At 44.6% G+C, this 6687-nt stretch carries 7 protein-coding genes; all 7 read left to right on the forward strand.

Translation table 11 applies throughout. The features are described from left to right. Positions 1-91 precede the first annotated feature (91 nt). Positions 92-901, forward strand: a complete 810-nt coding sequence (mazG, locus tag GX756_02905; GenBank protein ID NLC16807.1) for a nucleoside triphosphate pyrophosphohydrolase — start codon at positions 92-94, stop codon at positions 899-901. Continuing rightward, complete coding sequence (dusB, locus tag GX756_02910) at positions 898-1821, forward strand: tRNA dihydrouridine synthase DusB (protein NLC16808.1); 924 nt, start codon at positions 898-900, stop codon at positions 1819-1821. Before mazG ends, dusB begins: the two co-directional genes overlap by 4 nt. A 95-nt stretch (positions 1822-1916) precedes the next feature. Continuing rightward, positions 1917-2597, forward strand: a complete 681-nt coding sequence (locus GX756_02915) for a carbon-nitrogen hydrolase family protein (protein NLC16809.1) — start codon at positions 1917-1919, stop codon at positions 2595-2597. A 100-nt stretch (positions 2598-2697) separates the two neighbouring features. After that, positions 2698-3159 (forward strand): tRNA (uridine(34)/cytosine(34)/5-carboxymethylaminomethyluridine(34)-2'-O)-methyltransferase TrmL, encoded by a 462-nt coding sequence (gene trmL, locus GX756_02920; protein NLC16810.1) that lies wholly within the window; start codon positions 2698-2700, stop codon positions 3157-3159. 174 nt (positions 3160-3333) lie between these two features. After that, positions 3334-4995, forward strand: a complete 1662-nt coding sequence (locus tag GX756_02925; GenBank protein NLC16811.1) for a Na/Pi cotransporter family protein — start codon at positions 3334-3336, stop codon at positions 4993-4995. 90 nt (positions 4996-5085) lie between these two features. Further along, positions 5086-6273: a phosphoglycerate kinase gene (locus GX756_02930; protein NLC16812.1), complete on the forward strand. Its 1188-nt coding sequence runs from the start codon at positions 5086-5088 to the stop codon at positions 6271-6273. Positions 6274-6339: 66 nt separating this feature from the next. Next, positions 6340-6687, forward strand: a 348-nt coding sequence (locus tag GX756_02935) for a triosephosphate isomerase (GenBank protein NLC16813.1), incomplete at its 3' end; no start/stop codon positions are given.

Genomic DNA, 6687 nt, shown 5'->3' on the forward strand with positions numbered 1-6687 from the left:
AAATAACAGGCGGGTTTTTTGGTTTAATGACTAGATAATAAAAATTTGGTATAATTGCTGGTATAATCAATTAAAAAAAAGGAAAAAGCGTTTGAAAGACCTAAAAGAGCAGCTAAAAAACAAACAAGAATATAACTTTGACGACCTGATTGAAATAATGAAAATATTGTTAAGCCCGCAAGGCTGTCCTTGGGACAGGGCGCAGACGCACCAAAGCATCCGCATCAACGCCATAGAAGAGGCGTATGAGGTCGCGGACGCCATTGACCAGAACGACAAGCAAAAGCTGATAGAAGAGCTGGGCGATTTGATGCTTCAATCCATTTTCCATTGTATGATTGCCGAGCGCGACAACGAGTTCCGGCTTAAGGACGTGATTGACGCTTTGTGCAAGAAGCTAATATCCAGGCACGCGCATGTCTTTGGCGATACCAAGGCGCAAGACGCTATAGAGGCGTTAACCGCATGGAACAGCGCCAAAGCCCAAGAAAAAGAATTAAAAACTATCACCCAAGATATGAAACAATTGCCCAAGCATTTTCCCGAGCTTTTGCGCGCCCAAAAAGTCCAAAAAAAAGCGGCGGCTGTCGGTTTTGACTTTGAAACCGTAGAGCAATCTTTGCAAAAAACGGACGAAGAGATAGCCGAGCTAAAAGCCGAGATAAAAAACGGCAATTTAGAAAAAGCCCAAAAAGAATTGGGCGATTGTTTGTTTTCTTTGGTCAATACGGCAAGGATGCTAAAAGCCGACGCCGAGCTTTGCCTAAAGCGCGCGACGGACAAGTTTATAAATAGATTTGAGCAAGTAGAAAAGGCAGTTATTGGCAGCGGCAAAGACTTTGGGGAATACACTTTGAGGCAGCTTGACCAAATTTACAACAAGGCAAAAGAACAAGAATGAAAATAGGCGATATTGACTTGGGCGAGGGCGCGATTTTGGCGCCGATGGCGGGCTTTACCGAGCCGGGCTTTAGGGCCGTATGCGCCCGTTTTGGAGCGAGCATGACGGTTACCGAAATGGTAAGCGCCAAAGGGCTGATGCACAACGGCGAAAAGACGCTGGAGTTGTTGCACACTTCAGAATATGAAAAAATTTGCGCCGTTCAGATATTCGGTTCAGACCCCGAAATTATGGCGCAAGCCGTCCAAAGCCCTTATCTAGAAAAATTTGACATTATAGATATCAATATGGGCTGTCCCGTCAACAAGGTGGTCAAAAACGGCGAGGGCTGCGCGCTGATGAATAACTTGCCGCTTGCGTCCAAAATAATCTCGGCTGTAAAAGCCGCCGCCAAAACTAGACCCGTAACCGTCAAGTTCAGGCTGGGCTGGGACAGCGATAACAAAAACTATATTGAGTTTGGCAAGATGTGCCAAGAAAGCGGCGCGGACGCCCTGACCTTGCACGCCCGCGCCAGAGCGGGTTTTTATAGCGGGCGGGCGGAAATTGAGGCTTGGCAGAAGCTAAAAAACGCCGTTTCAGTGCCCGTAATCGCCAACGGCGATATAATAGACAAACGCTCTTACCTTCAGGCGCTAAATTGGGCGGACGGCGCTATGATAGGGCGCGGTGCTTTGGGGAACCCTTGGATTTTTGCCGATATCTTGGATAGACCCGTTGATTTAGCCCCTTTTGAAGTTGTTTTGTCGCATATTAGCGAGCTTTTGAAATACTTTGAGCCCAAAAGGGCGGCGGTTAATTTCAGAAAACACGCCCACCACTACCTAAAAGGTATCCCCAATTCCCGCGAGATAAAAAACAAAATCAACCAAACGGACGACATCGGCCAAGTAATAGAATTATTAAAAAGCGCTTTATAATTTTTTTGATATATTTTTTCTGGCATCGCCTTTATTTTTGGCGCTTTTTTTCATTCTTCACAACCGTTATATCGGCGGTAATATAATATATAGACATGAATATCGCGATAATCAATTCAACGACCGTGAAGGACTTCGCCCTGTCGCAGTTGCAGCAGGTAAGCGAAGTTGACATAATAATTTTCGCCTTTGGCGTTACGGGCGACGTGGACTTGGCGCGGGAACTAAACGGCGAGTCCAAAACATACGCGGAATTGGTTTTGCTTTCCTTAACCAAAAACTGTATCGTAATCGCCGGGATGGATACTAATTTTTTTGGGATTAAGCACAAATCAACCGTTGTCATTCAAAACGGTCATATTTTGGACATTAACGACATGGTGCACTGCTTTGACCAAGTTTACGAAAAAGGCAAAGGGTTTAAGGTATACGATACCGACAAGGGCAAGCTGGGAATAATAATCCATAACGATATTTTATATCCCGAAACTTCGCGGCTTTTGGCTGTGTGCGACTGCGATTTGTTGATAACGCTTATAGATCAAGGCTTGCCCAGAGATTGTATGGTAATGGCGCGTTCGGCGTCTTTGAGCAACGGCGTTTGCAATGTTTGTTCGGAGCCTCATAGCAGTTATCTCTGCGACCAAAACGGAGCGGTCCAATATTATTCAAAAAAAAGTTTTATGCAAATAGATTTTGAGCGCCAAAAAGACAATACGATGCTAAAGTCCCGTCAAAAAGACAAATACAAAGAGATATTTTCCAATTTTTTATAAAATAAGTATTTAACATTTTGGATTTATGGTTATATTAAGTATTTAACATTTTGGATTTATGGTTATATAATGTTTTTAATAAAAACAGGACACAAAGACAATGTTTAATATAGTGCTGGTTGAGCCCGAAATTCCTCAAAACACAGGTAATATCGCGCGCACTTGCGTGGCGACCCATACAAAACTTCATTTGGTAAGGCCGCTGGGCTTTGAGGTGTCGGACAAGCACTTAAAAAGAGCGGGCCTTGATTATTGGCGTTTTGCCGATATAAGTTACTATGATTCTTTCAAGCAGCTGCAAGAGGCGCGCCCCCAAGCTAAATTTTGGTATCTTACCACCAAGGCCAAAAAGCGATATACCGATGTCAAGTTTGAGAGGGGGTGTTTTTTGGTCTTTGGCAAAGAAACTAAAGGGTTGCCCGAGGAGTTGCTGCATAGCAATTATGACCGCTGCATAAGAATACCTATGTATAAGGATTTGCGTTCGCTTAACCTTAGCAACGCCGTGGCTATCGTGTTGTATGAGGCGCTGAGGCAATATAGCTTTGAGGGGCTTAATTGACTGTAATATTATCTAAAAACCGCATATTTATTACACAAAAACGCAAACAATATTGATATATCTTAATAACAGCTTATTATTGGGCGTTTGGGCGGCTTATTGTTTGACAAAATTATTATTGGGCGGTTAAAATATTATTAAAGTAAAAATATAATACGGAGCTTATATTATTAGATGGATAAATTTTTGGAGATACTTAACGCTTGTTTTCAGCTGTTGGCTGGAACGGGCGTTTTTTTATTTGGCATGCACACCATGTCCAAAGGCTTGCAAAAGTCCGCGGGCAGAAGCATACGCAAAATGTTTAATAAGATAAGCAACAACAGGTTTGTCGGCGTCGGCATAGGCACGGTCGCCACCGGCATTATCCAAAGCTCGTCCGCAGTAAGCGTTATGGTCTTGGGCTTTGTAAACGCGGGCGTTATGACGCTGTTTCAGGCGACGACCATAATTATGGGCGCCAATATCGGCACGACTTTGACCGCATTTTTATACGCGTTGCGAGGCCTTGACATATCGCTGTATTTTATGCTTTTGGCTTTGATCGGCGTTTTGATGATAATGTTGGACAAAAAAGGCAATATGAGCCGAATAGGAGAAGCCTTGGTGGGCGTCGGGCTTATCTTTATAGGGCTTGAGTTTATGGGCGACAGCTTTCAAGGCAATAAAGTCGTAGAAGACGCGGTTACTAACTTGTTTGTTATTATTAATAACCCGTTTTTGCTGGTGCTTGTAGGAACGGTAGTTACCGCCATTTTGCAAAGCAGTTCTTTGGTCACCGCGATAATTATTTTGCTGGTTTCAGCAAACACATTGCCTATTATATCGGCTTTTTATTTGGTGCTGGGCAGCAATATAGGCACTTGCTTTACGGCAATCATAGCCGCGATGGGCGCAAACACCAATACTAAGCGCACGGCGTTTATACATATCTTTTACAATATATTAGGCGCTATAATCTTTATGATAATAATGTTGCCTTTAGAGCGGCCTTTTGTCAGGTTTTTTGATTTTATAAGCGGGCAAAACGCGGGAATGCAGGTGGCCTTATTCCATTTGATTTTTAACATAGCCTCGGCGATTTTGTTTATTCCTTTTGTGAAACAAATAGTTTGGGCGTCCGAAAAAGTCATCAAAGACAAAAAGCCCGAAGTTGCCGTGGAGAAACTTAAGTTTTTGGACGAAAGAATACTTAACACCCCCGCCATTGCTATCGCCCAAATTTTGAAAGAAATAACCGCTATGGCGCATTTGGCGGAAACCAATATGGACCTTGCGATGAGCGATATAATCAACAAAACGGACGCCAATTCGGACACCATTGAAAAAAACGAAAGACAGCTCAACTATCTTAACAAAGCCATAACCAATTATCTAGTCAGGATCAGTTCGCTTAATATCTCGCCCAAGGACGAAAAGTTGGTGGGTACGCTGTATCATGTGGTCTCGGACATAGAAAGAATAGGCGACCATTCGGAAAACTTGATGGAAGCCGCGCAAATTTTGGCCAACAACAGCATAGGTCTTTCGGAAGAGGCCCAGAAAGAATTAATGACTATGTATCAAAAAGTCAAGCTATTGTATAGGGACGCTTTGTATGTTTTTGATAAACGCGACCTCAATATGATAAAAGAAGTCAACCGCCGCGAAGAAGAGATTGACAATATGAAAAGAGAATTTACCAACAACCATATTGACAGGCTGCACCAAGGCGTATGTTCGGTAGAAAGCGGCGAAGTCTTTTATGAAGTGACCACCAACCTGGAAAGGATAGCAGACCACCTTACCAATATCGCTTACAGCGTAAGGGAAAGAAGCACCCAAAAAGCGATATGACAATATATTATCAAAGTATTTGACAATAATTGCCAAAACCGTTATATTAAATTTGTATAATTTGCAAAAAATTAATAGGAGAATAAAAATATGAATAAATTAACGGTCAAAGATGTGGATGTTTTTAACAAGCGGGTTTTGGTAAGGGCCGATTTTAACGTCCCGCAAGACGAAAACGGAAATATCACGGACGAGAACAGGATTATAGGCGCGCTTCCTACCATAAAATACCTTATTGAAAACCAAGCCAAGATTGTTTTGTGTTCGCATTTGGGCAGGCCCAAAGACGGCTTTGATCCCAAGTTTTCGCTTGCGCCCGTCGCCAGAAGGCTTAACGAGCTTTTGGGCGGGGTTGTGACTTTGGCTAAGGACGTTATAGGCGAAGACGCCAAGGCAAAAGCCGCCGCGCTAAAACCCGGCGAGGTTTTGCTGCTTGAGAATGTCCGATTCCACAAAGAAGAGACCAAAAACGACCCTGAATTCGCCAAAAAGCTGGCCGAGTTTGGCGAAGTGTTTGTCAATGACGCGTTTGGCACGGCGCACAGGGCCCACGCTTCCACGGCGGGCGTTTGCGATTATATTAAAGTTTGCGTCGCCGGGTTTTTGATCGCCAAAGAGCTTGAGATAATGGGCGGGGCTTTGGAAAACCCCAAGCGTCCTTTTGTGGCGATTTTGGGCGGGGCTAAAGTCAGCGACAAAATCGGCGTCATTAACAATCTATTGGAAAAAGTTGACAGCCTTTTGATAGGCGGCGCTATGGCTTACACATTCGCGCTCGCCAAGGGCGGCAAGGTAGGCGATTCCAAGGTAGAGCCCGACAAGGTGGACCTTGCCAAAGAATTGCTCCAAAAGGCCCAAGACAAAGGCGTCCAGTTATTATTGCCCGTTGACAATGTGGCGGCGGACGAGTTCAGCGCGGACGCCAATACCCAGATAGCGGACAGCCTTAACATTCCGGACGGATGGCAAGGCCTGGATATAGGGCCTAAGACTTGCGAAAAGTTCGCCGAGGTCATCAAGGGAGCTAAGACTGTTATTTGGAACGGGCCTATGGGCGTGTTTGAATTTGAGAAGTTTGCCGCGGGCACCAGAGCGGTCGCCCAGGCTTTGGCGGATGCGGACGCGGTGACCATTATAGGCGGCGGCGACAGCGCGGCGGCCATAGAGCAATTAGGCTTTGCGGATAAGGTTACGCATATTTCCACGGGCGGCGGGGCTTCTTTGGAGTTTTTGGAAGGACTTGAGCTACCCGGCATCGCAAGGCTAAACGACAAATAAAACAAAAAAAGATAAGGGCAAGGAAAATCAACCTTGCCCTATTAAAAAATAAAGGAAAAAAATAATATGAGACGACCTATCATAGCGGGAAATTGGAAGATGAACAACACGGCCGCCCAGACCAAAGAGTTGTTGGAGCGGCTCATACCCAAGGTTCAAGACGCAAAAAGCGAAGTTGTCGTTTGCGTTCCTTACACAAGTTTACATATAGCTAGCCAAATGCTTAAAAACACCAATATTAGTCTGGGCGCGCAAAATGTGCATTGGGCCGACCAAGGCGCTTTTACGGGCGAGGTAAGCGCGCCTATGCTTTTGGAGCTTGGCGTAAAATATGTGATTATCGGCCACAGCGAAAGGCGTCAATATTTTGGCGAGACCGACCAGACGGTAAACAAAAGGGTCATTCAGGCGCTT

It is taken from the genome of Clostridiales bacterium (genome assembly GCA_012512255.1).
Lineage (GTDB): Bacteria > Bacillota > Clostridia > Christensenellales > DUVY01 > DUVY01.